Here is a 26,171-nt window from a genome sequence, read left to right on the forward strand (position 1 = left end):
AAACTGTTTGACGACACCGGGACTTTTATTCGCGGGTGACTTGAAAAAATACGGGCAGACCGGAGAAACAAAAACGCCCGGCGGTCGCCAGGCGTTTTTTCTCAGGCAATCTTATTTATCGTCAGGCGTGTCCAGAACATTAATCCTTTCGGCGGTCAGGCCTTTCACTTCTTCCTGCATGCGCTTGAGGCCCAAGTGGCGAACGTCGGTACCGCGGACCAGGTAGATGACCAATTCGGAGATGTTGCGCGCGTGATCGCCGATGCGCTCCAGGGAACGCAGGACCCAGATCACATTCAACACGCGGGAGATCGAGCGCGGATCTTCCATCATGTAGGTGACCAGCTCACGCAATGCGGTCTTGTATTCGCGGTCGATGTTCTTGTCGTACTGCGCAACCGACAACGCCAGATCGGCGTCGAAGCGTGCGAACGAGTCCAGTGCATCGCGCACCATCTTGCTGACCTGATCGCTGATGTGGCGCACTTCGACGTAACCACGCGGCGACTCACCCTCTTCGCACAGCTGAATCGCACGGCGAGCGATCTTGGTGGACTCATCGCCAATGCGCTCAAGGTCAATGACCGACTTGGAGATGCTGATGATCAGACGCAGGTCTGACGCGGCAGGCTGACGACGGGCCAGAATGCGCAGGCACTCTTCATCGATGTTGCGCTCCATCTGGTTGATGCGGTCGTCCACCTCGCGCACCCGCTGGGCCAGGCCCGAGTCGGCTTCGATCAACGCGGTGACCGCATCGTTGACCTGCTTCTCGACCAGACCACCCATTTCCAGCAGGTGGCTGCGAACTTCTTCCAGTTCAGCGTTGAACTGCTGGGAGATGTGATGTGTATGGCTGTCTTTGATCATGAGTGTCCGTCCGATTGATTGCGCGGTGGTTCAAGGCTGACGAAACACGTGCTAGCCGTAACGACCGGTTATGTAGTCTTCAGTCTGCTTTTTGGTCGGATTGGTGAACAACGTATCGGTGTCCCCGTATTCGACCACCTTGCCCATGTGCAGAAACGCGGTGTAATCCGAGACGCGCGCCGCCTGCTGCATGTTGTGGGTAACGATCACAATGGTGTATTTGGATTTCAGTTCGTAGATCAACTCTTCGACTTTCAGGGTCGAAATCGGGTCGAGCGCGGAGCACGGCTCATCGAGCAGCAACACTTCGGGTTCGACGGCGATGGTGCGGGCGATCACCAGACGTTGCTGCTGACCGCCGGAAAGTCCCAGCGCCGATTCATGCAGGCGGTCCTTGACCTCGTCCCACAGGGCGGCGCCACGTAACGCCCATTCGACGGCTTCATCGAGCACGCGCTTCTTGTTCACGCCTTGAATACGCAGCCCGTAGACCACGTTCTCATAAACGGTCTTCGGAAACGGGTTGGGCTTCTGGAAGACCATGCCGACCCGGCGACGCAACTCGGCGACGTCCTCGCCTTTGGTGTAGATGTCGTGGCCATAGAGCTTGATCTCCCCCTGTACGCGACAGCCGTCCACCAGATCGTTCATGCGGTTGAAGGTGCGCAGCAAGGTGGACTTGCCGCACCCGGATGGCCCGATGAACGAGGTGACGCGCTGTTTCGGGATGTTCATGCGGATGTCGAACAGCGCCTGCTTCTCGCCATAGAAGAGATCCAGCCCCGGCACTTCCAGTGCAACGGCTTCGTTCGCCAGATCCAGCACCTGGCGTTTGCGACCCAGGGCCGACATGTTGATGCCCTGGGCGTGGGGTTCGTGTTGCATGGTCTCTCTCCGTTCGTAGCTGCAAGCCTCTAGCCGCAAGCTGCAAATGTGGTGCTGATACGGTATGCGGCTTTTCAGCGTGCCGCTTGAAGCGTGTCGCTGACTCAGTCTTCGAACGCCTTGTACTTGTCGCGCAGGCGGTTGCGAATCGTCACCGCCGACAGGTTCAGCAGCGCGATCACTAGCACCAGCAGCAGCGCCGTGGCGTACACCAGCGGGCGCGCAGCCTCGACATTGGGGCTTTGAAAGCCGACGTCGTAAATATGGAAACCCAGGTGCATGATCTTCTGGTCGAGGTGCAGGTACGGGTAATTGCCGTCCAGCGGCAGCGACGGCGCCATCTTGACCACACCCACCAGCATCAGCGGCGCCACTTCACCGGCCGCTCGCGCGACGGCCAGGATCAGGCCGGTCATCATGGCCGGGCTGGCCATCGGCAAAACGATCTTCCACAGCGTTTCGGCCTTGGTTGCGCCCAAAGCCAGCGAGCCCTCGCGCAGCGTCAACGGGATACGCGCCAGGCCTTCTTCGGTGGCAACGATCACCACCGGCACGGCGAGGAGCGCCAGAGTCAACGATGCCCACAGCAAGCCCGGTGTGCCGAACGTCGGCGCCGGCAAGGCTTCGGGGAAGAACAGCTGATCCAGAGAACCGCCCAGCACGTAAACGAAAAAGCCCAGCCCGAACACGCCGTAGACAATGGCAGGGACGCCCGCGAGGTTGTTCACCGCGATGCGGATCAAGCGCGTCATCACGCCCTGGCGCGCGTACTCACGCAGATACACAGCGGCGAGCACGCCAAAGGGCGTCACGATGACGGCCATGATCAGCGTCATCATCACGGTGCCGAAGATCGCCGGGAAAATCCCGCCCTCCGTATTGGCCTCACGCGGGTCGTCGCTGAGGAACTCCCAAAGCTTCTGAAAGTAGAACCCCAGCTTGGTCATCGTGCCCATGGCGTTGGGTTGATACGCATGGACCACCTTGCCGATGCTGATCTCGATTTCTTTGCCGTTGGCGTCACGGGCCGTCAGGCTGTCGCGATTGTATTCGGCGTGCAACGCGCCCAGCCGCGATTCGACGTCCTTATAGCGCGCGTCGTATTCAGCGCGCTCACTGGCCATATCGGCCTGTGCGGCGGCATCGAGTTCGCCGTTGAGCTCAAGCTTGCGCGCCTGCAGACGCAGCCGCTCGATGCCGTGGTTGATCGCGCCGATCTCGCCCTTCTCCAGGTCGTCCAGTTGATCGGAAATGCCCTGCACCCGCTCGATACGCGCCTGCAGTTGCGGCCATGCGGCTTCACCCTCGGCGACAAATTTGCCGTCTTCCTTGACGTTGACCAGATAGCCGTAGAAGTTGCCCCACTCGCGGCGCTCGAGGGTCATCAATTCCGCAGGCTTGCGCGGGTCCTTGAGCCACTCGCCAATGACCCAGTTGAAATCGCTGGGGCTGATATCCCGGTTGCCGACCTTGAACAGATCGCGGGTCATGAACTCGGGCCCCTGATCAGGAACCGGCAACCCGGCGGCCTTGAGCCTGGCGCGCGGCACTTGTTCAGACTGAACCAGCTCGCCCACCAGCACGTGGCTTTCCTGCCCGGGAACGTCGTACTGGGCGGAAATGACATCGGCGGGCCAGAAATGCCCCAGCCCGCGCACGGCGATCACCGCCAGCAGGCCTATGGTCATGATGACCGCGATGGACACCGCGCCCGCGCTGAGCCAGACACCAGGGCCGCCACTGTTGAACCATCGCTTGAGGGAGGTCTGCTTCATCGGTTTCAACCGGCCCTAGAGAGACGAATACTGCTTGCGCAGACGCTGACGAATCAGCTCTGCCAAGGTATTCATGACAAATGTGAACATCAGCAGCACCAGGGCGGCGAGGAACAGCACGCGATAATGACTGCCGCCCACTTCCGACTCGGGCATCTCCACTGCCACGTTGGCGGCCAGGGTGCGCATGCCTTCAAACAGGTTCATGTTCATGATCGGCGTGTTGCCGGTGGCCATGAGCACGATCATGGTTTCGCCCACAGCACGTCCCATGCCGATCATCAGCGCCGAAAAAATCCCCGGGCTGGCCGTGAGAATTACCACGCGAACCAATGTCTGCCACGGCGTGGCGCCGAGGGCCAGTGAGCCGAGGGTCAGGCCACGCGGCACGCTGAACACGGCATCCTCGGCAATCGAATAAATGTTGGGGATGACCGCAAAACCCATCGCGACTCCGACCACCATTGCGTTGCGCTGGTCGTAGGTGATGCCCATATCGTTGGTGATCCACGCACGCATGTCGCCGCCGAAGAACCAGTTCTCCAAGTGCGGGCTCATGCTCAGTGAGACCCAGCCAATCAGCAGAATGACCGGAATCAGAATCGCGCTTTCCCAACCGTCGGGCACCCGCAGACGAATCGAGTCAGGCAGGCGCGTCCAGCCAAAGCCCGCCAGCAAGATGCCGATGGGGGTGAAGATCAGCAGGCTGAAGATGCCTGGCAAGTGCCCTTCCAGATACGGCGCCAGGAACAGCCCGGCGAAGAAACCGAGAATCACTGTCGGCATCGCTTCCATCAGCTCGATGATCGGCTTGACCTTGCGGCGCATGCGCGGCGCCATGAAGTAAGCGGTGTAGATCGCCGCAGCGACGGCGATCGGTGCGGCCAGCAGCATGGCGTAGAACGCGGCTTTGAGCGTCCCGTAGGTGAGCGGGGCAAGGCTTAGCTTGGGCTCGAAATCACTGTTGGACGCGGTGGATTGCCAAACGTATTTGGGTTCGTCGTAGTTCTCGTACCAGACCTTGTCCCACAGCGCGCTCCAGGAAATCTCCGGGTGGGGATTGTCGAGGCTCAAGGGCAGCAGCTTGCCGCTGTCCTCAACAATGATGCGATCCGCCCGCGGCGAAAGACCCATTACAGCGGGGCCGCTGGCTATCGGGTCTATCAGCAGCGTGCGGTGTGCGGTGCTGTGAAACACGCCGAGCTTGCCGGAGGTGTCCATGGCAATGAAGCCTTTGCGGCGTTGCTCGGCGGTGATCTGGGAAATCGGCGCGCCACTCATTTTGAAATCACGAATGTGCTGCAGACGCATCTCGCCATCGACGTCCCGCGCCATGAACCACTGCGCGATATTGCCCCTTGAGCTGCCGATCACCAGCGAGATGCCACCGACCAGTTGCGTGCTGGCGGTGGTTTCGGCGTTGGCGTCTTCAAGCAGTTTGTAGCGGCCGTTCAACGTGCGATCGCGCAGGTCGAACACATCCAGCAGCGCGCGACCATTGATCACGTACAGCCACTGCTGGCGCGGATCGACATAGATGGCTTTGACCGCCGCCGACAGCTGCGGCAAGTCGATGCGACTTTGCTCGCGGTTGGTCTCGCCCGTCATCAGGTTTTCTGATTGGGTCAGCGACAACACGTGCAGTTGGGTACCGGTTGCACCGGCCAGAATCAGGGTCGTGTCGCTGGCATTCAGATTGACGTGCTCGAGCGCGCGCCCTCCTTCGTCCAGTACCAGCGGCGTCTCGCCGTAGGGATAGGTAATCGTGGGGGTGATGGTTTTTTTGCTGTCGGGATAGCCGATCGGGTAAGCGTGCTTGAACACCAGCACCTGGCCGTTGGACAGGCCAACCGCGATCAACGGCTTGCCGGGCTGATCCTGGGCCACCGACGTCACCTTCGCGCCAGCGGGGATCGGCAAGGACACGCGGGAAATTTCGCCGCCGTCCTTGAGGTGGAAAAACAGCGCCTCGCCCTTGTCGGACACGCGCATGGCGACCTGATTCTGCTCTTCGATGACCAGGACCATGGGCTTGCCGGAACCCTGCATCCAGGCAGGTGTTTGAGCATCGCTGCGCGTCAGTTTCGCACCCTGGAACAACGGCGCGACGACGTAGGCGAGGTAGAAGAAGATCAACGTGATGGCGGCCAACACGGCAAGACCGCCCACCAACACGTACCAACGCGTCAGGCGATCTTTGAGCGCACGGATCCTGCGCTTGCGTTGCAGCTCGGGCGCATTGAAATCGATGCGCTCGGGACGGGGTTTTTCGGTCATTGATGAATTGGCCAAATCATTCATGCGCACACCGTAGCCACTCTGTATGACAAATACATGACAGCGAGGTGACGCAAAAAAGCCCGCCGCCCCTGAATCGTGGCAACGGACTGTTCAGTGTTCTGCGAGCCTCGTTCCATAAGGCCTTTGTCGTTTAGAGCGGGACGAACCTGTCACCCCGCATCAGGGTTGTCTGGGCAGCGTGCTCGCTACCGTTCTTGTAGCCCCAGATCAGCCAAGGCTTTGCTGACGACCTTGGCTGGTAACGGAATGTACCCGTCTTTCATGACAACTTCCTGACCTTGTTTTGACAGGATCAACCTGACGAACTCGGCTTCGAGCGGATTCAACGGTTTGTTCGGCGCCTTGTTGACGTACACATAAAGGAAACGCGCCAGCGGGTAGGTGCCATTCAACGCGTTGGCTTCGTTGTCTTCGACAAACTCGCCGCCCTCTTTCTTCGCGAGAGGTACGGTGCGTACGCTGGATGTTTTATAACCAATGCCCGAATAGCCAATGCCGTTCAGCGAATTGCTGATGGAGCTGACCACCGAAGCAGAGCCGGGCTGTTCGTTGACGTTGGGTTTGAAGTCGCCCTTGCACAGCGCCTCTTCCTTGAAATAACCGTAGGTGCCGGACACCGAATTGCGCCCGAACAGCTGGATGGCCTTGCCGGCCAGATCCCCTGTCACGCCCACATCGCCCCAGGTTTTTGCATCGGTCCTGGCGCCGCACAGCCGGGTCGCGGAGAAGATCGCGTCGACCTGCTGCAACGTCAGCCCCTTGATCGGGTTGTCCTTGTGGACGAACACTGCCAAGGCATCCACCGCCACGGGTATCGCCGTCGGCTTGTAGCCGTGCTTCTGTTCGAAGGCCGACAATTCGCCGTCTTTCATCTTGCGGCTCATGGGGCCCAGCGTCGCAGTGCCCTCGGTCAGTGCGGGCGGCGCTGTCGAGGAGCCGGCGGCCTGAATCTGGATGTTCACGCTTGGGTATTCTTTCCTATAGGCCTCGGCCCACATCGTCATCAGATTGGCGAGGGTGTCGGAGCCCACGCTGGATAGATTTCCGGAGACACCACTGGTTTTGACGTAGGGCTTGATCGCCGGATCAACAGCCGCTGGCGCATTGGCCGCCGTCACACCGGCTGCGACGAGAGTCAGTGCCGTCATCAAACGCTTCAGTGTCATGCCTTGCTCCTGGTGTCCAAATCGGCCGTACCAATCGTGCCTGATGGCGCAAAGATATGACTGTATTGTGACAACAAAATGAACGTAGAGGTCTTCTCCGTTGAGAAGATGATCGGCCAGTCCAAAACAGCTGAAACAATCGTCGAACATCTTTATTAATCGAAATAAGTAGAGTGAGCTTATTTCGAATTAATATATTCGATTTACCCCACTCTTCTGCTGTTAGGGGTGCTGACGTCATATCCAAAAACTAGACCCTTGGAAATCTATCATGGACAAAAACACCACTAGCAGCATTCAAATAAAAGCAAAAGTCTTGCGAGATAATTTTATAAACCGACATTCTCGAATAAAGTATGCGCCGGCGCCATCAATTCCCTTGCTTAAGTATGACGAGGCGTTTGGCGAAAAAGGCAAGACGACACTTAGCGCAGCCGGGCGTCCACTCACAGTGGCTTCAAGCGTCGTGCCCACAGCTGATCACAACGTTTGGGTAACCGCTTATGAAGAAGTATTATCTGCAACGGATACGCCTAATTATGCTGCTGTTGTACGCCTTACGGCGGGAGGGGAAATTGATAGGGCGTATGGGAGCAGTGGGTACGCGAATTAAATTCGATGATACGCACTACACTCGCCTGCATTCCTGCCATGAATCGTCAGATGGAAACTTGATTGTATTTGGTGATTTTGTGGGATTAGGAGGGGCCCGTTTTGAAAGATTCATGATTACCCGACTCCTGCCCAGCGGGCTAACAGACTCCAGCTTTGGGGATCAAGGAGTTGTGGATCTTCGCAAGATAGTCGACGAGATAAAGACCGACGTCACCCGATTAACCCTAGTTAAATACGCGGTACAGCCGGATGGGGGGATCCTAATCTTGACCAACGTCCATAGAAAACGAGGAAGAATAATCAAAGAGTCAACCTACCTATTCGTATTACGAAGGAAGGCAAGGCTGATCTAGCATTCCACGAACATAGACATGTACTATTATTCAAGGATGGACATAAAGTTCTACCTGTAGATATTGGAATAGACACGGGTTCTGGACGAATAGTCATCACCTGCCAGTATGACGACGTGGTGAATATAAGTACCGCTTCCTACCTTACATGCCTTACACATGAGGGAAAGTTAGAAGACCAGTTTGGAGAATCAGGATACGTTTACCTTTCAGACGACTTCGAAACGGTCTATAGCTGCACGCTTTCGCAAGACAATAGCCACCTTGTGGTCTGCGGGAATAAATTTTCTTCTGACTTTACGGCCTTATATGCGGCGCTTGCAAATTACAAGGACAACGGATCAGCGGAAATCGGCTTCAATGGGCGACCCGGTTTATGCAACCTTTTCCGACGAGTGGGATATAAGTCGTTTTGATCGCGGACAACAGCTGGGTTCCCCCTTTGTATAAAACCACTGTTTTAGGTGAGTACGCTAATCTTAGCGGAACTGCCTATCAAGTGGTGGCCCGATTCTTAGCGAACGAATCGCCAGATCCGAGCTTTGGGGGAGAACATGGGGTAGCAGCTCCACCTGGCGACGAATCGTTTAGTTCCGAAAAAGACAGTCTCACTATAACTGACTCCGGAAGATTATTGATCGCCGGAAGCTCGGCAAGTCAGGCAGCCATCTTTGCCTACAGCGACAAATTCTAAAGCTGATGCCCGTGTCATGACCGTTCCTATAAGCAGCAACTTTTGCTCCCGCAATTAAATTAAGGTAATGGTCGCGGACCCGATTTTCTGGCCCGCGACCAGTTACCTTGCAAAGGGTATATCGAGTATCGAGGCGCAGCATGTCAGTGCGGCCGGAGCAGTGAAGCAACCCCTGGAATGAATCTTATGAACCTGAGCACAAACGCTATATAGATTATTTCAAATGAATCTAACACCTCTTGAAACTGTGGACTAACGTCAAAAGAAGGCTGACCTATGCGGACAGCCTCATTAATTAGGAGATTTATGATGAACAACGAACATGAGAGCAACATTCGGCGGCTAGAAGAACGTCGCCAGCATGACGTTACCGGCCCTGCCGCTTCAGTCACTCATGCGCCAGACCCTTCAATTCCTTTCCTACGGCCCGACGAGTCATTCGGTGATAAAGGCAGAATGATACTTAGCTCGCCGGGGCATGTGCTTTCGGTCGTTTCCAGCATTTGTCCTACCGCCAATGATAATGGCTCGAAATTCTGGGTAACCGCCTATGACTATGCCATACCTCCAGCAACCCCGTCCAACTATGCCGCTGTCGCCCGCATCACCAAACAGGGACAAGTAGATACGAGCTTTGGACAAAATGGATTCGCGCAAATTAAATTCGACGAAAACAATACCAGTTTTCCCCTGTCAATCCACGAAACAGATAAGGGAGAGCTGATTGTTACAGGTCGCTTGAGAGTAAGGAAGGGCGCAGCATCTATTTTCACAGGCGTAATTGTAAAATTATTGCCCACCGGGCTTCCAGACATTACTTTCGGGACACAGGGCGTTGTTTATATTCCCGACGCTTTGAATATTAAAGGCACCATGAATATTTCCCATAATTTTTTAGCTGTAGACCCGGATGGAAAAATCCTGATTTTGGCCTATATTATGAATACGCAACCTAATGGTGAAAACTTTACTACTCTGGCACGCTTGACGAAGGATGGTCAACTGGATACAAGTTTCCAAGGAAATGGACAGTTCAGGGTAGAGAAGGATCACCAGAGGGCTTACCCGTATGCGCTGGCGCGAGACATTGGCAGTGAACGGATAATCGCGATATGCGCGAGTATTGAGGCTAACGGTGAGCTTGAGCCTTACATGGTCGGTTTTAAAAGCAATGGCAAGCGTGATAGCACGTTTGGTGAGTCCGCATATGTCGACTTATCTAAATATTTCATAAGCATCAGTGACTGTGCTGTTTCACACACTAATGGGAAACTTTTAGTTACTGGAATTCAGGGAAATTCTGCGGCACTAATGGTCTTTACAGCCGAAGGCAGGGGGGAGCTAAACTTTAATGAAGGGCATCCGGTCTACATGGATTTTGGCACGTACGATACTAATATATGGTGGCATGCACACGGATCACCCACACCGGCTGGATCGATCATGGCTTTCGGCGATGGTTCTCCGGCGGGTGACTCAGCATTTTATGCTGTGGTAGGTCGCTATACCAGTGATGGAAAGCCAGATACCAGTTTTGCAGGAGAATCTTCAATAGCGCAGCCCCCGTTGGGCGAAACTTTCAGTCTCACCAAGGATAGTTTCACTCGACTGTCTCATGAGAGTTTTTTGATCACAGGAAGGTTTTCAGATTCCGCAGCCATATTTGCATTCAAGGATCAATCCGGAGACAACGAAACACCCATCTAGCGCGAGTCGCCCATACCTGTCACGCGTGGAGAAAATAAGAATTGCGGGCCAGGCCATCTGGCCCGCAATCAATTCATGGGCTACATCACTCGACCAACGATTGCAGATGATCGCGTGTTTTCAGCAAATACACCCCGATCCCCATCCCCATCACGCACAAAATCGCCACGTACCACGCCGGGCCCATCGGGTTGGCAGCGAACATCAGGCTGACGACCATTGGCGTTAAACCGCCAAAGATGGCGTACGCCAGGTTGTAGGAAAACGACAGCCCGGTGAAGCGAATCACTGGGGGGAAGGCCTTGACCATCACGAAGGGGACCGCGCCGATGGTGCCGACGAACAAACCGGTGATTGCGTAGAGCGGATATAGCAGATCCGGGTGCGTGCCGATCATGTGGTAGAAGGTCCACGAACTCACCAGCAGACCGAGCGAGCCGAACAGGAACACCAGGCCCGCGCCGACTCGGTCCGCCAGAGCGCCAGCCGCGATACAACCCAGACTCAGCAAGACGATGGCGAGGCTGTTGGCTTTGAGGGTGTCGGCAGGTGCGAAACCGTAGGCCTTCTGCAGCAGGGTCGGGGTCATCAGAATGACTACCACCACACCGGCGGAGAGCAGCCAGGTCAGCAGCATCGACAGCACGACAGCGCCGCGATGATCGCGCAATACCGCTTTGAGCGGCACTTCTTCAGCCAGTTGCTTGCGCAATTGAAGCTCAGCGAACACCGGGGTTTCGTGCAGCCAGCGGCGCAGGTAAACCGACATCAGACCGAAGACGCCACCGAGCAGAAAAGGAATACGCCAAGCGTAGTCCGATACTTCAACGGGCGAGTACACACTGTTGATCCAGGTGGCGACCAGCGAGCCGAGCAAAATCCCGGCAGTCAGGCCGGACGTGAGGGTACCGCAGGCGTAACCGACGTTACGGGCGGGAACGTGTTCGGAAACGAATACCCACGCGCCAGGCACTTCGCCACCGATTGCGGCGCCCTGAATGACGCGCATCAGCAGCAGCAACATGGGAGCCCAGATGCCGATCTGCGCATAGGTGGGCAGCAGCCCCATGATCAGCGTCGGCACGGCCATCAGGAAAATGCTGAGGGTGAACATTTTCTTGCGGCCCAGCAGATCACCAAAATGCGCCATGACGATGCCGCCCAGGGGCCGAGCCAGATAACCGGCGGCAAAAATGCCAAACGTTTGCATCAAACGCAGCCATTCGGGCATGTCTACGGGGAAAAACAGCTTGCCTACCACGGCTGCGAAGAACACGAAAATGATGAAGTCGTAAAACTCCAACGCTCCGCCCAAAGCAGACAATGAAAGGGTTTTGTAATCGTTACGGTTCAGCGGGCGCGAAGGCTGTGTGGCGCTTAAAGGCACAGAGGACATGACAATGGCTTCTCTTTTGAGGCTCTCTTTGGGCGAAAAATCAACGGTGACTCAACCGTGGGTAACGGCTTCACACGCGATTTCTCGACTCGAAAGTTAATCGGGCATCAAAATTGCGTGCCAAAAATGGCGTAGTGCGCCAGGTCGGTCCGGCACGATAGCAAATTGCGTACAAATGCACATGAATTGCAATGGCGCGAAGGCATTATGAAAAAGCCGCGGTCGTTTCATGACGGCGCGCCCGATATACTCGGCGGCCACGACTCAGCCGGTCTCTTCAGGGAAGTTGTGCGAAGCCATTTGCCCAAGTCGTTTTCGCAGAGTTTCCCTTTAAACGAAATGAAGACTACCTAGAGTCATGGGTCAGAGGGACCCAATAATGATTGAGCTCGAACAAGAAGATCCAATACCGCAAGGCGATCTTGCCCTGCAGATTACCGCCCTGCCCCGCGAAACCAACGGCTTCGGCGACATTTTCGGCGGCTGGCTGGTTGCCCAGATGGACCTCGCCGGTACTGCCATGGCGAGCAAGGTGGCCGGTGGCCGTGTGGCGACTGTGGCCATCGACCGCATGGCGTTTCTGGTGCCCGTCGCGGTGGGCGCGCAGTTGTCGTTCTACACCCAGACCCTGGAAATCGGCCGCAGCTCGATTCAGATGATGGTCGAGGTGTGGAGCGATGATCCCCTGTCCAGCGAATGGCGCAAGGTGACCGAGGCGGTATTCGTTTTTGTCGCCATCGACGGCAGCGGCCGTACCCGTTCGGTGCCGGCTCGACGCTGATTCTCAAGCCCGGGTGGGCGCCGATGTGCCCGCCCTTGGCTTTGCGCAACAAACTCATCAAGCTTGGCGCAGTCTGATTCAGTCACTGTCCTTCGAGTGAGAACCCCCATGCCTACGTCAAACGTCGAATCCTTCCAGCTCGGTGAGCTTAATTGCTGGCGCATCCGCCACGGTCAGGCCGAACTGGTGATCGCCCGGCAAGGCGCGCACATCATCAGTTATCAGGTAGACGGCGATGAGCCACTGATCTGGTCCAACCCGGGCGCGTTGTTCAAATCGGGCAAGCCTATCCGCGGCGGCATGCCTATCTGCTGGCCGTGGTTTGGCAATTTCCAGAAAAATCCGTCCAGCGTGCAGGTCATGCGCGAGAGCGACGAGCCGGCAAAGGCCCACGGCGAAGTTCGGGCGATCGACTGGGAGTTGATGGGCGTCGGTGAGGACGGCGACGCCTTGATCGTCGAATTCATCCAGCCCCAGGCCGAAGGACATTTGCCGGGCTGGCCGCACACCGTTGGCCTGAAGCTGCACATCCGCCTGGATGTCGCGCTGAATGTCAGCCTGGTGAGCTTCAACGCTGGCGCCGAAGACGTCACGCTGAGTCAGGCGCTGCACAGTTATTTCGCGGTGAGCGATGTGAGCCGGATCAGCATCGAAGGGCTGGATGGCGTCGAGTACCTGAACACACTGGAAAGCTGGGATACCCAGAACGTACAGGTGGGTGACATCACGTTCACTGGCGAGACGGACCGTATTTATCAGGACACGCCTGACCTGATTTCAGTGGTCGACCCGGAGTGGAAACGCCGGATTCAGATTCAAACGACGGGTTCGCAATCGGCCATTATCTGGAACCCGTGGATCGACAAGACCAAAACCTTCGACGACATGCAGCCTGATGGCTGGAAGGGCATGGTGTGCGTTGAGACGGCCAACGTCATGACCGACGTCGTGACGCTCAAACCGGGTGATATGCATGCGCTGAGCGTGAGCATCTGGGCCGAGCCGTTGGCAGAGGCCTGACAACACTGCGCTATTTTGTTGGACCGGCTTTAGCCGGGGAAGGGGCCGGTTTGAGCACCATCAATTTTGTGGTGTGACACACGACGCCTTCCCGGCTGAAGCCGGTCCTACCATGTCAGCGAACTACAAATCCGCCTCAACCACCACACGCACTTTCGATGCGTCCAGCGCATAGGCGGCGTCGGCGAGATCATTGCTGACCTTCTCGACCTTCAACGTGCCGATGACCCACAAAGGTGTGTAGATGTCGGCGATCTTCAGGCCTTTCGGATAACGCACCAGCACCAGCTGATTCGGCGGCGGTGGCGGCACGTGGATGCAGGCGCCCGGGTACGGGACGAGGAAGAACAGCGTGCTGTGACCCTTCGCATCAGTCTCCAGCGGAACCGGATAGCCACCCAGGCGGATGGTTCTGTCGTTCATCGACGCGACGGTTTTGGTGGAGTACATCACGGCAGGCAAGCCCTTGCTCTGCTTCAAACCGCCCTTGCTGTCGAACGTTCCCTGGCCTTCCGGCGAGTTGTGGTCGATTTCGGGCATGGCTTCGAGGGCTTTCTGATCCGACTTCGGCATCAGTTCGAGCCAGTCGGTTTCGGGTAACTCAGCGGCGCTTACCAGTCCGCAGACCAGCAGCAGTGAAACGAAGAGGAGATGACGCATTGGAGATGCTCGGCGGGAGGAGTTGAGTGCCGGGCATTCTAGCCCTCTGCGCCGCAATAGCGCAGAGGGCCAGGCGTGCTTAACGCTTTTTAATCATGCCGTAGATCACCAGCAGGATGATCGCGCCGACGAGCGCACCGAGGAAACCTGCACCCTCGCCTGCGCGGTAGATACCCAGCGCCTGACCACCATAAGTGGCGGCCAGCGAGCCGCAGATACCGAGCAGGATGGTCATGATCCAGCCCATGCTGTCGTCGCCTGGCTTCAGAAAGCGCGCCAGCAGACCTACGATCAAGCCGATGAAGATGGTTCCGATGATTCCCATGCCATGTCCCTCTGTTTGAATGAATATGCCAATAGCCTAGCTGGCTATTGGCAACACGCTATGAGAGGGCTGGCGGTAGCGAATGGTTCAACAGGATATGCAGGACACCGCAGTGATCAGTTTTTGATCAGCGCCTCGACCTGCTTCACCTGACGATCCAGCGTCGCGCGGTCTTTGCTGCGCACGGTGGCGTGGCCGACCTTGCGCCCGGCTTTAAAGGCTTTGCCATAGTGATGCAGGTGGCAATCTTCGACGGCAATGACCTGCTCCACTGCAGGCACTTCACCGATGAAGTTGAGCATCGCGCTTTCGCCGACCTTGGCCGTCGAACCCAGCGGCAGTCCGGCGACAGCACGCAGGTGGTTCTCGAACTGGCTGCACTCGGCACCTTCGGTGGTCCAGTGACCCGAGTTGTGGACGCGCGGGGCAATTTCGTTGGCTTTCAGGCCGCCATCGACTTCGAAGAACTCAAAGGCCAGCACGCCTACGTAATCCAGTTGCTTGAGCGCGCGCCCGGCGTAATCTTCAGCCAGCGCCTGCAGCGGGTGATCGGTACTGGCGATGGAGATGCGCAGAATGCCGCTGTCGTGGGTGTTGTGAACCAACGGATAGAAGCGGGTCTCGCCATCACGGGCGCGGACGGCGATCAGCGAAACTTCGCCGGTGAATGGTACGAAGCCCTCCAGCAGGCACGGCACGCTGCCCAGTTCGGCGAAAGTGCCGCTCACCTCTTCAAGGGTGCGCAGGACTTTCTGGCCCTTGCCGTCGTAACCCAGCGTGCGGGTTTTCAACACGGCCGGCAGACCAATGCTGGCCACCGCAGCGTCCAGATCCGCCTGGGACTGGATGTCAGCGAACGCCGGCGTCGGGATGTCGAGGTCCTTGAACATGCTCTTTTCGAACCAGCGATCGCGGGCGATACGCAGCGCTTCGGCACTCGGGTAAACCGGCACGAATTGCGACAGGAAGGCGACGGTTTCTGCCGGCACGCTTTCGAATTCGAAGGTGACCAGATCAACATCATTCGCCAACTGGCGCAGGTGTTCCTGATCGCCGTAATCGGCGAGCAGATGCTCGCCAAGCGCAGCGGCGCAGGCGTCCGGCGCGGGGTCAAGGAAGGCGAAGTTCATCCCCAGCGGGGTCCCCGCCAGTGCCAACATGCGACCCAACTGGCCGCCACCGATTACGCCGATCTTCATGAAAACCTCAGGCCTCGCGTGGGTCTGGATTGTCCAGAACGCTGTCTGTCTGCTCAGCGCGGAATGTCTTCAGCACTGCATGGAAGTGTGGGTGCTTGGCGCCCAGGATACTGGCCGACAACAGCGCGGCGTTGATCGCGCCCGCTTTGCCAATGGCCAGGGTCGCGACCGGAATGCCGGCAGGCATCTGAACGATGGAGAGCAATGAATCAACGCCCGACAGCATGGAAGACTGAACCGGGACACCCAGAACGGGCAGATGAGTCTTGGCAGCGCACATGCCAGGCAGGTGAGCGGCGCCACCAGCACCGGCGATGATCACCTCGATGCCACGGCCTTCGGCTTCTTCGGCGTACTTGAACAGCAGATCAGGCGTGCGGTGCGCCGAAACCACTTTGACTTCGTACGGAATGCCGAGCTTTTCAAGCATGTCGGCGGTGTGGCTAAGGGTGGACCAATCGGACTTGGAGCCCATGATCACGCCAACCAGTGCGCTCATCGTCGTGCCTCTCATCGGGCGCCCGCAGGCGCGGCTAAAAACAACAAGCCACGCGGGAAAACCGGCGTGGCTTGTCGTACAAATTATGACCAGTCAAACCGGCCGAAGGCCGCGGAGTATACCGCAAAGCGTCAGGATGACAGCCCCCATACGTTCAACGGTCCAGCTTTTTATAGCGGCAGGCAGCACGGAAAAATCCGGCAGAGGATCGACACTTGTACCGCACAGCAATCAAGCAAGGACTACTGCAATCGACGTCGATTCTGATTCCCTGTCTACGCCAGTTGCTATTAGATATCCGGCGTCGGGCTACTTACGGCCCGACCCTAATTCACCTACTCAAGGAAGAGTACGATGTTCAAGAAATATACAAGCTGTCTCCTGCTGCTCTGCGCGTTAGCGATGAGTCACACGGCGTGGGCCAACGATAACGCCTCCAGAAAACCGTTGACCCTCTACCTGGTTCTCCACGACGACATTTCACATTACAACACCCACGAATTGCGCCAGGATTACTTCGCCTGGCTTATCAAGGACCTGGAAAGTTTCACGGATCGTTATGTGCGACTGGCGTTCATTAGCGACGTCCCGGGCCTCACGGATTTCGCTTATCAAAATGATGATGTGGACGAAACCTATTACGCCTGGAAGAACAAGATGGATCGGTATGTCTTCGACAACGGCATGCAACGCAACGCGACCACCAAATACCTCTTGTTGACTCAGAACAGGATCAACTCGGACACTCTGGGCGCGAGTACGGACAAGAGCTACACGGGCATAGCCTCACTGGAAACGTTCGCAATCCCCGCGCACGAACTGGGGCATATGCTCGGTGGCACTCATGAGGCCGCCGAGGTTCTCTACAAAGGCGGATGGTGGTGCCAAACGAATATCGTCGAAAAACACGGAGACCTATACTCCAACTGCTATGTCTACAGCGACGCGAACAAGCAAATCATTGCTGAGCATCTGAACAGGCACCCTTGAAGCAACACTCGCCGCTCTTTGGCATTGCCAGGAGCGGCCCTTGTCATGGGGAATCTGGTGCCACCGCACTTTCCAGCTTGCGCCACAACAGCCGGACATTGGCCTTGCGAACCAGCGCGCAGCGGTACAACCGAATCTCCAGCGGGACGTGCCACTGAGTGCCGCCGCAGATGACCAGTTCGCCTCGTTCGAGCTCCGCCGTCACGCTCAGGCGCGGCACCCACGCGATACCCAGCCCCTGCAGCGCCATGCCCTTGAGGCTGTCGGCCATCGCCGTTTCGTAAATCGTCGTGAAGCGCACGCTGCGCTGGCGCAACAGCAGGTTTACCGAGCGACCCAGAAACGCACCCGCGCTGTACGCCAGCAGCGGCACGCTCTGTTCCCCTTCCAAGTCGAACAGCGGGCGCCCCTCCTCATCGGTTGAGCAGACTGGCAGCATTTCGGTCACGCCCAGGTGCAGCGACGGGAAGATCTCGGCGTCCATTTGCAGCGCAGCGTCGGGGTCGTAGAACGCCAGCATCAGGTCGCAACCGCCTTCACGCAGCGCATGCACCGCGTCGCCGACGTTGGTAGCGACCAGGCGCGTGGCGATGTTCAGCCCTTCGTTGCGCAGCTGCGCTATCCAGCGCGGGAAGAAGCTCAGCGCCAGCGAGTGCGCAGCGGCGATCTGCATGACCTCGCCCTGCCCGCTTTCCAGATGGTGCAAATGACGCAGCACCTCGCCGAGCTGGTCGACCACTGTCCTCGCGGTGACAAGGAATAACTGCCCCGCCGCCGTCAGCTCGATTGGCGTGCGCGAGCGATTGACCAGCGTCAGGCCAAGGGCCGCTTCAAGGCTGCGAATGCGCCGGCTGAAGGCCGGTTGCGTGACAAACCGACGCTCCGCCGCCTGGGAAAAACTGCGGGTCGCGGCCAGCGCACTGAAGTCTTCCAGCCATTTGCTTTCCAGGTTCATCGTTTCTCCAGCCTTAAAAGTTGCGCATTCGCGGGTGCGAACAGGAGCCTCATACACTGATTCACACGCTCGTCACAATCCCCGCGTCACAGGGCCATTATGCCGATTGTGCATAGGGCAGCGTTTTACAGCATTGGTCCAGAATAGCCCACAGGCCTAGTATCAAGGGCGTTCCGGCTTAGTCCGTGCCCATCTTGAGACTTTCTCTATCATGTCCTCCGCTGCATCATTTCGCATCGAAAAAGACTTGCTTGGCGTTCTCGAAGTACCCGCTGAAGCGTATTACGGCATCCAGACCCTACGCGCAGTGCACAACTTCCGCCTCTCTGGCGTTCCGCTTTCGCACTACCCCAAGCTGGTCGTAGCGCTGGCGATGGTCAAGCAGGCAGCGGCGGATGCAAACCATCAACTGGGCCATTTGAGCAACGAGAAGCATGCGGGCATCAGCGAAGCCTGCGCACGACTGATCCGCGGTGATTTCCACGATCAGTTCGTCGTCGACATGATTCAAGGCGGCGCCGGCACCTCCACCAACATGAACGCCAATGAAGTCATCGCCAACATCGCGCTCGAAGCGATGGGCCATGCCAAGGGCGAATACAAACACCTGCACCCGAACAACGACGTGAACATGGCGCAGTCCACCAACGACGCCTACCCGACGGCCATTCGCCTGGGTTTGCTGTTGGGCCACGACGCACTGCTCGCCAGCCTCGACAGCCTGATTCAGGCGTTCGCGGCCAAAGGTCACGAGTTCAACCACGTGTTGAAAATGGGCCGTACCCAATTGCAAGACGCGGTGCCCATGACCTTGGGTCAGGAATTCCGCGCCTTCGCCACCACCTTGACTGAAGACCTCAACCGCCTGCGCAGTCTGGCGCCTGAGCTGCTGACCGAAGTCAATCTGGGCGGCACTGCCATCGGTACCGGCATCAACGCCGACCCCGGTTATCAGCACCTGGCCGTTCAGCGTCTGGCGACCATCAGCGGCCAGCCGCTGGTGCCGGCTGCCGACCTGATCGAAGCCACCTCCGACATGGGCGCTTTCGTGCTGTTTTCCGGCATGCTCAAGCGCACTGCGGTCAAGCTGTCGAAGATCTGCAACGACCTGCGCCTGCTCTCCAGCGGTCCGCGCACCGGCATCAACGAAATCAATCTTCCGGCGCGTCAGCCAGGCAGCTCGATCATGCCGGGCAAGGTCAATCCGGTGATTCCGGAGGCGGTGAACATGTGCGCCTTCGAAATCATGGGCAACGACCTGGCGCTGACCATCGCTGCCGAAGGCGGTCAATTGCAGCTGAACGTGATGGAGCCGTTGATCGCCTACAAGATCTTCGACTCGATTCGCCTGCTACAGCGCGCCATGGACATGCTGCGCGAGCACTGCATCGTCGGCATCACCGCCAACGAAGTGCGCTGCCGTGAACTGGTCGAGCACTCGATCGGCCTCGTCACTGCGCTGAACCCGTACATCGGTTACGAAAACGCCACCCGTATCGCCCGCGTCGCCTTGGAAACAGGCCGTGGCGTGCTGGAGCTGGTGCGCGAAGAGGGCCTGCTCGATGACGTCATGCTGGCGGACATCCTGCGCCCCGAGAACATGATTGCGCCGCGACTCGTGCCCTTGAAGGCTTGATCCGTCCGGCCCCCTTGCGACACTTGCAACACGATCACCAGGCTGAGGGTCTAGACACCCCTCACCCTTTTGAGGGCCGGGAGCACACGCTTCCAGGCCCTTTTTTTTGCCCGGCTTCATTTGGGCATGAAACAAACCGGATAAAGACTCCAATAACGCGCGCCGGTATAGTGCGCACCCTCTAAGAAAGCGAGGAAACACCAATGCTTGAAGTCATCAACGACTTCCTCTCGGGAAAAGTACTGATCGTGCTCATTGTTGGGCTCGGTGGATATTTCACGATTCGCTCGCGTTTCGTTCAGTTCCGTCACTTCTTTCACATGTTTGCGGTGTTCCGCGACAGTCTGCGCAGCAGCGCGGGCCAATTGAGTTCGTTCCAGGCCCTGATGCTGAGCCTTGCCGGCCGCGTCGGCGCCGGTAACATCGCAGGCGTCGGCATCGCGGTCACCCTCGGCGGACCCGGCGCGGTGTTCTGGATGTGGGTCACTGCGCTGGTCGGCATGGCGAGCAGCTTTTTCGAATGCTCACTCGGCCAGCTGTACAAACGCTGCGACGCCGAAGGCCAATACCGCGGCGGCCCGTCGTATTACATTCAGCACGGCCTGGGCAAACGCTGGCTGGGCATGATCATGGCGGTGTTGTTGCTGGTGACCTTCGGTTTCGCCTTCAACGGCCTGCAATCCCACGCCGTGACCCACTCGCTCAACGACGCCTTCAAGATCTCGCCAGGCTACGCCGGCGTCGGTCTGGCGATTCTGCTGGGCCTGGTGTTCGTCGGCGGGATCAAGCGCATCGCCAAGGTCGCCGACCTGCTGGTGCCGATCAAGACGCTGGTCTACATCGCCGTCACGCTGTATGTCATCGGCGTGCAGTTCGAACACGTTCCGCACATGCTGATGACCATCGTCAAAAGCGCGTTCGGCATGGATGAAGTGTTCGGTGGCCTGATCGGCAGCGCCATTGTCATGGGCGTCAAACGTGGCGTATTCGCCAACGAAGCCGGCCTGGGCAGCGCACCCAACGTGGCAGCGGTGGCTCAGGTCGAGCACCCGGTGGCGCAAGGTGTGGTTCAAGCGTTCAGCGTGTTCCTCGACACCTTCGTCATCTGCACCTGCACCGCATTGCTGATCCTGCTGTCGGGTTTCTACACCCCCGGCTTCGAAGGCGATGGTATTGCCCTGACGCAGAACTCCCTCGCCGCCGTCGTCGGTGACTGGGGCAAGCTGTTCATCAGTGTGGCGCTGGCGCTGTTCGTGTTCACCTCGATTCTCTACAACTACTACCTTGGCGAAAACAGCCTGCGCTTCCTGCTGGGCGAGAACCGCAAGGCGATCTTCGGCTACCGCGTGTTGGTTCTGGCGTTGATCCTGTGGGGTGCGGTCGAGGATCTGGGCACGGTGTTCGCCTTCGCCGACATCACCATGACGCTGCTGGCCTTCGTCAACCTGATCGCGCTGGCGATGCTGTTCAAAATCGCGCTGCGGGTGCTGAAAGACTACGATGCCCAGCGTAAAGCCGGCATCAAGACGCCGGTTTTCGACTCCAGCCAGTTCCCCGATCTGGACCTGGACCTCAAAGCCTGGCCAAAGCCCGACGCTGCGCAGCCTGCAGCACACGCGGCAGCGATCGGCGGCAAACCGGTCACGGACGCGCGTTGATCATCTGAACGTCAATCAAGGGAGACAGGCATGAATCGCGAACACCACGCATCAGCCCGCCAGGTAATGGTCCTGTATACCGGTGGGACCATCGGCATGCAGGCCAGCGAAAACGGGCTGGCACCTGCCTCCGGCTTTGAGGCACGCATGGCTGAGCAACTGGCTGCATTGCCCGAAAGGGTGGTGCCGCAGTGGTCGTTCCGCGAAATGTCCCCCCTGATCGACAGCGCTAACATGACGCCTGCCTACTGGCAGCGCTTGCGTGAGGCGGTAGTCGACGCGGTTGAGGTTCAGCATTGCGATGCCGTGCTGATCCTGCATGGCACCGATACCCTGGCCTACAGCGCAGCGGCCATGAGTTTTCAACTGTTGGGCCTGAATGCCCCTGTGGTGTTCACCGGGTCCATGTTGCCAGCGGGCGTTCCCGACAGCGATGCCTGGGAAAACGTCAACGGCGCCTTGCAGGCCTTGGGTCAAGGGCTTGCCGCGGGAGTGCATCTGTACTTCCACGGCGAGCTGCTCGAACCGACGCGCTGCGCGAAGATTCGCAGCTTCGGCCGTAATCCGTTCGCGGCGCTCAACCGCGCCCGGGGTGGTGAGGCGGCATCGGGTTTACCTGCGGCGCTGGATTATCGCCAGCCCAAGCAACTGGCAAACGTTGCGGTGCTGCCGCTGTTTCCCGGCATCGGCGCTGCTCAGCTCGACGGCATGATCGACAGCGGTACTCAAGGTCTTGTGTTGGAATGCTTCGGCAGCGGCACTGGGCCCAGCGATAACGCCGACTTCCTCGCCAGCCTGCAGCGTGCGCATCAGCAAGGCGTCGTGGTTGTGGCGATTACCCAATGCCACGAAGGCGGCGTCGAACTGGATGTGTATGAGGCTGGCAGTCGGCTGCGGGACGTCGGCGTGCTGTCCGGCGGCGGCATGACCCGCGAAGCCGCGTTCGGCAAGCTGCATGCGCTGCTGGGGGCTGGACTGGAGGGGAATGAAGTGCGGCGGCTTGTTGAGCTGGACGTGTGTGGCGAGTTGCGCTGAGCGAGTAGCGCCGCTTAGATAATCGTCTGCAGGCCTTTGTCGGCGATGAACAACGACATTTCGCAAGAGCGTAAACCACAACCGGGCGGACAATGCCCGCTGTCCAGACGCTATGCTCGCGCAGAAAACACAATCCTGTGGGAGTGAGCTTGCTCACGAAGACGGCATTTCAGCCGCTGAAGATTCAGCGCGCCTTACCACCTCTTCGCGAGCAAGCTCGCTCCCACAATTAGTGTATCGGCAGGTGCATTTGCGGTGGTTTCATGTTTGCTGAGAGTGAGCTTGCTCGCGAAAGCGGCCTTTCAACCGCTGGATATCTCGTGGGTAGACCGTGCTCTTCGTACAGATGCGTCTCGTCAATCATGCCCTCTTACAGCGAGGGCATGACCTCATCGCGAATAAGCCACCTCAGCCGGCCGCTTGTCCATCGCATCCTGCAGCATTGAATTCAGATTGCCGGAGATGTTTTCGCACAGCGCTTTCATCTGGATCTCGTGCTCGGAGGCTTTGAAGGGGCTTTGCAGGTCGGTGCCGATTTTCTCGATTGCCAGCAGCATGAAGCCGACAACGGTGGACGCCAGCGGCGTGAACCAGCCCAGCGTTTCCACCAGACCGATCGGCACGATGATGCAGAACAGCGTGATGAACAGGCGCGGGAACGTCACGTACGGGTAAGGCAACGGGGTATTGGCGATGCGCTCCATGCCGCCCTGGTTGTTGGAGATTTCCACCAGCGTCGCTTCGAGCCGTTCCAGACGAATGCTGTCCAGGCGGCCGGCCTTGTATTCCTGAGCGATGATCGCCGCGGACTCATTGAGAATCGCGTTGGGGAAGTTGTTGGTGCGCGTGCGGCGCTCATACTCTTCCCGGGAAATCATCGCGGTGACCTGCTCGCCACAATCACTGCCCTTCAAATGGGCCGACAGGCATTCGACAAAAGCGACGTGCCGGCGCAACAGCGTGGCCTTGACCGGGTTCAGGCCGTCTTCGTCATCAATGAACGTCAGCACCTGCCGGGCGAAGCTGCGGGAGTTATTGACCAGCGCACCCCATAACGTGCGCGCCTCCCACCAGCGGTTATACGCGCTGGTGTTGCGGAAGCTGGTCAGCACGACCAGCGCAGAACCCAACAGGGTCAGGGGCATCGATGGGAGGGTGATCTTGCGATCCAGAAACAGCATGAAGTCGACGGTGACGACGACGTCCCATATCAGCAGCCAGAACAAGGACCAGCCGATGTAGGTAAACGTCCGGATCATGGCCCGGTACTTCTTGACGATCAATTCCTGCAAAAGCCACCTCCGCAATGCGCTTAAACGGGTCGGCAAAGGCTCGACCCAAGGCTTCGAATACGTGAGAACAACTTCGTTCGTTACGCCCACAGGCTATATGTAACCAAATACGAGCGGAAAGCTGAATCGCTTCTCCACCGGGTCGACTGACAGATTGTTCATGGAACGATCACAGCCTCCGAGGGCTCAACACCTATCTGGATGCTTCCGCTACCCGTCACGAGGAGAACGTTAATGAGCTCGTCTGCCAACTCTCACTCCACCGAACGATCAGGCGCAGTGCGCACGTTTACGCCGCACACCGACCGCGACCAACTGACCATCAACACCATTCGCACCCTGGCCATGGATGCGGTGCAAAAAGCCAATTCCGGGCACCCCGGCACGCCGATGGCGCTTGCCCCTGTGGGCTACACGCTGTGGAAAGATTTCCTGCGCTACCACCCGGAACACCCTGACTGGCCAAACCGCGACCGCTTCGTGCTATCGGTCGGTCACGCTTCAATGCTGCTTTATTCGCTGCTGCACCTGGCCGGTGTGATCGAGATCGACGAACACGGCAAGCCGTCGGGTAAACCTGCGGTGAGCCTTGAGGACATCAAGCAGTTTCGCCAGATGGACTCCAAAACCCCGGGTCACCCCGAATACCGCATGACCACCGGCGTGGAGACCACCACTGGCCCGCTGGGTCAGGGTTGCGCCAACAGCGTCGGCATGGCGATGGGCGAGCGCTGGCTGGGGGAGCACTTCAACACGCCGGGCGCGACGCTGTTCGACTACAGCGTTTACGTGCTGTGCGGCGACGGCGACATGATGGAGGGCGTAACCGCAGAAGCGGCCTCACTTGCCGGTCATTTGAAGCTGTCTAACCTGTGCTGGATCTACGACAACAACACCATCAGCATCGAAGGTCATACCGAGCTGGCTTACAGCGACGATGTGCAGAAGCGTTTCGAGGGCTACGGCTGGAAAACCCTGCACGTCAAGGACGCCAACGACGCCAACGCCCTGGCGAAAGCGTTGCAGACCTTTCAGCAAACCAGCGATGCACCGACCCTGATCGTGGTCGACAGCATCATTGGCTTCGGTTCGCCCAACAAACACAACACTTCTGCCGCCCACGGCGAACCGCTGGGCGACGACGAAATCAAGCTGACCAAAAAAGCCTACGGCTGGGATGAGAACAGCAGCTTCCTGGTGCCGGAAGATGCACGCCATTGCCTGCGTGATGCACTGCTCGACCGCAGCGGGGGCGATTACGACGCTTGGCTTGAGACCTTCAACCAGTTTGAAAAGGACCAGCCAGAGCTCGCCGATCAGCTCAAGCGCATGCGTGCCGGTGAGATGCCCGAAGGCTGGCAAGACAAGCAGATGAACTTTGAAGCCGACGCCAAAGGCATTGCGTCCCGCGCGTCCGGTGGCAAGGTGCTGAACGCCTTCGCCGAGCAGATTCCGTGGCTGATTGGTGGCTCCGCAGACCTTTCGCCGTCGACCAAAACCAATCTGACGTTCGACGGTGCGGGTAGCTTCGAAGCGAGCAATTACAGCGGTCGAAACCTGCACTTCGGTATCCGCGAACATGCCATGGGCTCAATCGCAAACGGCCTGGCCCTGTCCTATATCCGCCCGTACACCTCGACGTTTCTGGTGTTCAGCGATTACATGAAGCCGCCGATCCGTCTGGCGTCGATCATGGAATTGCCCGTTATTTTCGTCTTTACCCATGATTCCATCGGCGTCGGCGAAGACGGCCCGACACACCAGCCCATCGAGCAACTGACTCAGCTGCGGGCAACCCCCGGTGTGCTGACGATTCGTCCGGGCGATGCCAACGAAACGGCCGAAGCCTGGAAAATAGCGCTGGCGCAAACCAGCAGACCGTCCTGCCTGGTGCTGTCCCGCCAGCCGTTGCCGACCCTCGATCGCTCGAAATACGCCGCCGCCGAGGGCCTGACTAAAGGCGCGTACGTGCTGGCCGATGCGGTAGAAGGCAAAGTGGACGTGATCTTGATCGCCACTGGCAGCGAGGTCGGCATGACCGTCGAAGCGTTCGAGAAGCTCAAAGCCGAAGGGGTTGCGGCGCGAGTGGTGTCGATGCCGAGTTGGGAATTGTTCGAGGATCAGGACAAGGCCTATCGCGACGGCGTGCTGCCGCCGGATGTCAAAGCCCGAGTGGTGGTGGAACAGGCGGGGCCGGTGGGCTGGGATCGGTATGTCGGGCAGACCGGCGCGAAGATTGTGATGAACACCTTCGGTGCGTCGGCCCCCATCGAGAAGCTGCAGGCCAAGTATGGATTTACGGCGGAAAACATCGCCAAGCTGGCGAAGGAGCAGATCGCCGGTTAATCCTGTGTGAGAG

Annotated in this window: 21 protein-coding genes; 9 read left to right on the plus strand and 12 right to left on the minus strand. The window is 58.3% G+C overall.

Annotation, left to right across the window (positions count from 1 at the left end):
* Nucleotides 1-111 precede the first annotated feature (111 nt).
* The 5 genes from phoU to QWI20_RS08275 all read right to left on the minus strand — a co-directional run bounded on the left by phoU (nt 112) and on the right by QWI20_RS08275 (nt 6,997).
* The gene (gene phoU, locus QWI20_RS08255; protein ID WP_133773894.1) at nt 112-870 is read right to left on the minus strand and encodes a phosphate signaling complex protein PhoU; all 759 of its coding nucleotides are present in this window, start codon (nt 868-870) and stop codon (nt 112-114) included.
* A 51-nt stretch (nt 871-921) separates the two neighbouring features.
* Nucleotides 922-1,755 carry a phosphate ABC transporter ATP-binding protein PstB gene (gene pstB / locus QWI20_RS08260; RefSeq protein ID WP_369305043.1) on the minus strand — a complete coding sequence of 278 codons (834 nt, stop codon included), beginning with the start codon at nt 1,753-1,755 and terminating at the stop codon, nt 922-924.
* Nucleotides 1,756-1,859: 104 nt separating this feature from the next.
* Complete coding sequence (gene pstA, locus QWI20_RS08265) at nt 1,860-3,530, minus strand: phosphate ABC transporter permease PstA (RefSeq protein ID WP_369305044.1); 1,671 nt, start codon at nt 3,528-3,530, stop codon at nt 1,860-1,862.
* Between the two features lie 15 nt (nt 3,531-3,545).
* Nucleotides 3,546-5,831 carry an ABC transporter permease subunit gene (locus tag QWI20_RS08270; RefSeq protein WP_369305045.1) on the minus strand — a complete coding sequence of 762 codons (2,286 nt, stop codon included), beginning with the start codon at nt 5,829-5,831 and terminating at the stop codon, nt 3,546-3,548.
* Between the two features lie 185 nt (nt 5,832-6,016).
* The gene (locus tag QWI20_RS08275) at nt 6,017-6,997 is read right to left on the minus strand and encodes a phosphate ABC transporter substrate-binding protein PstS (protein ID WP_369305046.1); all 981 of its coding nucleotides are present in this window, start codon (nt 6,995-6,997) and stop codon (nt 6,017-6,019) included.
* 271 nt (nt 6,998-7,268) lie between these two features.
* On the opposite strand from QWI20_RS08275, the gene QWI20_RS08280 reads away from it, so the two are divergent.
* Both QWI20_RS08280 and QWI20_RS08285 read left to right on the plus strand, forming a co-directional pair.
* A complete protein-coding gene (locus QWI20_RS08280; RefSeq protein ID WP_369305047.1) occupies nt 7,269-7,610 on the plus strand; it encodes a hypothetical protein in 342 nt (113 codons plus the stop codon).
* 1,358 nt (nt 7,611-8,968) lie between these two features.
* Nucleotides 8,969-10,366 (plus strand): hypothetical protein, encoded by a 1,398-nt coding sequence (locus tag QWI20_RS08285; protein WP_369305048.1) that lies wholly within the window; start codon nt 8,969-8,971, stop codon nt 10,364-10,366.
* 85 nt (nt 10,367-10,451) lie between these two features.
* On the opposite strand, the gene QWI20_RS08290 is transcribed toward QWI20_RS08285, so the two are convergent.
* Nucleotides 10,452-11,762 (minus strand): MFS transporter, encoded by a 1,311-nt coding sequence (locus QWI20_RS08290; protein WP_369305049.1) that lies wholly within the window; start codon nt 11,760-11,762, stop codon nt 10,452-10,454.
* 379 nt (nt 11,763-12,141) lie between these two features.
* Here QWI20_RS08290 and QWI20_RS08295 point away from each other — a divergent pair, with 379 nt between their 5' ends.
* Nucleotides 12,142-12,543, plus strand: coding sequence for an acyl-CoA thioesterase (locus tag QWI20_RS08295; protein WP_093466337.1), 402 nt, complete (start codon nt 12,142-12,144; stop codon nt 12,541-12,543).
* A 108-nt stretch (nt 12,544-12,651) separates the two neighbouring features.
* Nucleotides 12,652-13,563, plus strand: coding sequence for a D-hexose-6-phosphate mutarotase (locus QWI20_RS08300; RefSeq protein ID WP_369305050.1), 912 nt, complete (start codon nt 12,652-12,654; stop codon nt 13,561-13,563).
* Between the two features lie 123 nt (nt 13,564-13,686).
* Here the strand turns inward: QWI20_RS08300 and QWI20_RS08305 are convergent, their stop codons facing one another.
* The 4 genes from QWI20_RS08305 to purE form a co-directional block, all read right to left on the minus strand.
* Nucleotides 13,687-14,223 (minus strand): DUF3299 domain-containing protein, encoded by a 537-nt coding sequence (locus tag QWI20_RS08305; RefSeq protein ID WP_369305051.1) that lies wholly within the window; start codon nt 14,221-14,223, stop codon nt 13,687-13,689.
* A 79-nt stretch (nt 14,224-14,302) separates the two neighbouring features.
* On the minus strand, nt 14,303-14,548 hold the full coding sequence (locus QWI20_RS08310; protein WP_037016790.1) for a GlsB/YeaQ/YmgE family stress response membrane protein: 246 nt from the start codon (nt 14,546-14,548) through the stop codon (nt 14,303-14,305).
* A 116-nt stretch (nt 14,549-14,664) separates the two neighbouring features.
* Nucleotides 14,665-15,747, minus strand: coding sequence for a 5-(carboxyamino)imidazole ribonucleotide synthase (locus QWI20_RS08315; protein ID WP_369305052.1), 1,083 nt, complete (start codon nt 15,745-15,747; stop codon nt 14,665-14,667).
* 7 nt (nt 15,748-15,754) lie between these two features.
* Nucleotides 15,755-16,246, minus strand: a complete 492-nt coding sequence (purE, locus tag QWI20_RS08320) for a 5-(carboxyamino)imidazole ribonucleotide mutase (RefSeq protein WP_065988179.1) — start codon at nt 16,244-16,246, stop codon at nt 15,755-15,757.
* Between the two features lie 354 nt (nt 16,247-16,600).
* Between purE and QWI20_RS08325 the strand changes: the two genes are divergently transcribed.
* Nucleotides 16,601-17,236, plus strand: coding sequence for a hypothetical protein (locus QWI20_RS08325; protein ID WP_369305053.1), 636 nt, complete (start codon nt 16,601-16,603; stop codon nt 17,234-17,236).
* Nucleotides 17,237-17,279: 43 nt separating this feature from the next.
* On the opposite strand, the gene QWI20_RS08330 is transcribed toward QWI20_RS08325, so the two are convergent.
* Complete coding sequence (locus QWI20_RS08330; RefSeq protein WP_369305054.1) at nt 17,280-18,191, minus strand: LysR substrate-binding domain-containing protein; 912 nt, start codon at nt 18,189-18,191, stop codon at nt 17,280-17,282.
* A 211-nt stretch (nt 18,192-18,402) separates the two neighbouring features.
* On the opposite strand from QWI20_RS08330, the gene QWI20_RS08335 reads away from it, so the two are divergent.
* From QWI20_RS08335 to QWI20_RS08345, 3 genes are all read left to right on the plus strand, one after another.
* A complete protein-coding gene (locus QWI20_RS08335; protein ID WP_133773915.1) occupies nt 18,403-19,827 on the plus strand; it encodes an aspartate ammonia-lyase in 1,425 nt (474 codons plus the stop codon).
* A 203-nt stretch (nt 19,828-20,030) separates the two neighbouring features.
* A complete protein-coding gene (locus QWI20_RS08340) occupies nt 20,031-21,485 on the plus strand; it encodes an alanine/glycine:cation symporter family protein (RefSeq protein WP_369305055.1) in 1,455 nt (484 codons plus the stop codon).
* Between the two features lie 30 nt (nt 21,486-21,515).
* Nucleotides 21,516-22,520: an asparaginase gene (locus tag QWI20_RS08345; RefSeq protein ID WP_369305056.1), complete on the plus strand. Its 1,005-nt coding sequence runs from the start codon at nt 21,516-21,518 to the stop codon at nt 22,518-22,520.
* Between the two features lie 389 nt (nt 22,521-22,909).
* Here the strand turns inward: QWI20_RS08345 and QWI20_RS08350 are convergent, their stop codons facing one another.
* Nucleotides 22,910-23,812 (minus strand): bestrophin family protein, encoded by a 903-nt coding sequence (locus tag QWI20_RS08350; protein WP_369305057.1) that lies wholly within the window; start codon nt 23,810-23,812, stop codon nt 22,910-22,912.
* 234 nt (nt 23,813-24,046) lie between these two features.
* Between QWI20_RS08350 and tkt the strand changes: the two genes are divergently transcribed.
* On the plus strand, nt 24,047-26,158 hold the full coding sequence (gene tkt, locus QWI20_RS08355) for a transketolase (RefSeq protein ID WP_369305058.1): 2,112 nt from the start codon (nt 24,047-24,049) through the stop codon (nt 26,156-26,158).
* The last annotated feature ends 13 nt before the right edge of the window (nt 26,159-26,171 follow it).

Origin of the sequence: Pseudomonas sp. W2-17, from assembly GCF_041060445.1 — a bacterium.
In the GTDB taxonomy this organism is placed as follows: Bacteria; Pseudomonadota; Gammaproteobacteria; order Pseudomonadales; family Pseudomonadaceae; genus Aquipseudomonas.